The sequence below is a fragment of the Asanoa sp. NPDC050611 genome, assembly GCF_040654855.1.
Taxonomy (GTDB): Bacteria; Actinomycetota; Actinomycetes; order Mycobacteriales; family Micromonosporaceae; genus Asanoa.
Window position 1 is genome coordinate 1 of sequence record NZ_JBFAIU010000696.1, and the last position, 1232, is coordinate 1232.

At 73.0% G+C, this 1232-nt stretch carries 2 protein-coding genes; both read right to left on the minus strand.

Annotated features, from left to right (window positions below; all coding sequences use genetic code 11):
• The coding region (locus AB0H87_RS41900; RefSeq protein WP_360159469.1) for an alcohol dehydrogenase catalytic domain-containing protein at positions 1 to 497 on the minus strand (497 nt) is incomplete at its 3' end.
• On the minus strand, positions 494 to 1232 hold a 739-nt coding region (locus tag AB0H87_RS41905), incomplete at its 5' end, for an iron-sulfur cluster assembly protein (protein ID WP_360159472.1). The genes AB0H87_RS41905 and AB0H87_RS41900, both read right to left, overlap by 4 nt.

Below are 1232 nucleotides of genomic sequence, written 5' to 3' on the forward strand. Positions count from 1 at the left end.
AGGAGTGGGACGGCTTTGCGGACGGCGTGGTAGGCGGTGATGCCGGCGTCGGCGAGCGCGGCGACGTCCTTCGGCTGCGTCGCCGGGTCGAGCTTCACGCATGCCCGCTCCGACGTCAGCAGGAACTCCGCCATCCCGCCGTCGCCCGACAGCCCGGGGAAGCTGCTGTTGACGCAGTGCATGTCGTCGCCCGCCCGGCAGGCCCGGCACAGCCCGCAGGTCGGCGTCGGGTGCAGGATGACGGTGTCGCCGACGGCGACGCTGGACACGGCCGAGCCGACCTCGTGGACCCAGCCGGCGTTCTCGTGCCCGAGCGTGTAGGGCAGCGGTGGCGCCATCGCCGCGGCCCACTGGCCTTCGACGATATGCAGGTCAGTGCGGCAGACCCCGGCGCCGCCGACCCGCACGACCACGTCGAACGGGCCCTTCGCGGTCGGCTCCGGCACCTCCTCGACCACGGGCAGCTCGTGGTACGCGTGCAGCCGGACAGCTTTCATGACTCGTCCTCCACTCCGTAGCGGTGCCGCAGCATGCCGCGGCAGATGCCGGTGTTCGCGTCGAGGCTGGTGCGGGTCAGCCGGGCCTTGCGCAGGTGCAGCGGGACCGCCTCACCGCCGACGGCCGCGCCCGTGGCCGGTTCGACGAGCAGGGGTGCGTCGTCGCCGGCGGGCAAGCCCAACTCGGCACGACGCCGGCGCAGCCGGTCGAGCGCGGGCGAGGCCGGCACCTCGCCGAGCGTCAGGGCAGCGAGCGCGACGGGCGCGAACCCGGCGTCGACAAGTGGCCGGCACACCAGATCGGTGCCGGCCAGCACGGCTTTGCGGAGGAAGCTGACCCGCAGCTCGTCGAGCTCGTCGACGGCCTCCCCCGCGAACGAGGCGACGAAGCCGGCCCGGGCCGCGACTCCTTCATTGATCGCGTCGGCGGCGAAGTGGTCGTCGAGCACCACCTCCGCCCGCCGCACACCATCCACCGTGGACACGGCGTCGTAGGCGTCGGCCACCATGAGGTACGCGAAGTTCGGCGCGCAGAAATAGGTCGGCAGGCGCAGGTGCACGGTGGCGTCGCCGGCCGCGGACAGCGACGCCGACGCGACGAAGCCGAGCGTGGTGATCGGCTCGTCCAGCTCAGGGTCGCGCACCTCCTCGAGCGCCTCGAGGAGGGTGCGCGACCCCAGGATGCTGGTCATGCCACCGTGGCCGCGGGTGACTCCGAAGACACGCCGACCGCGT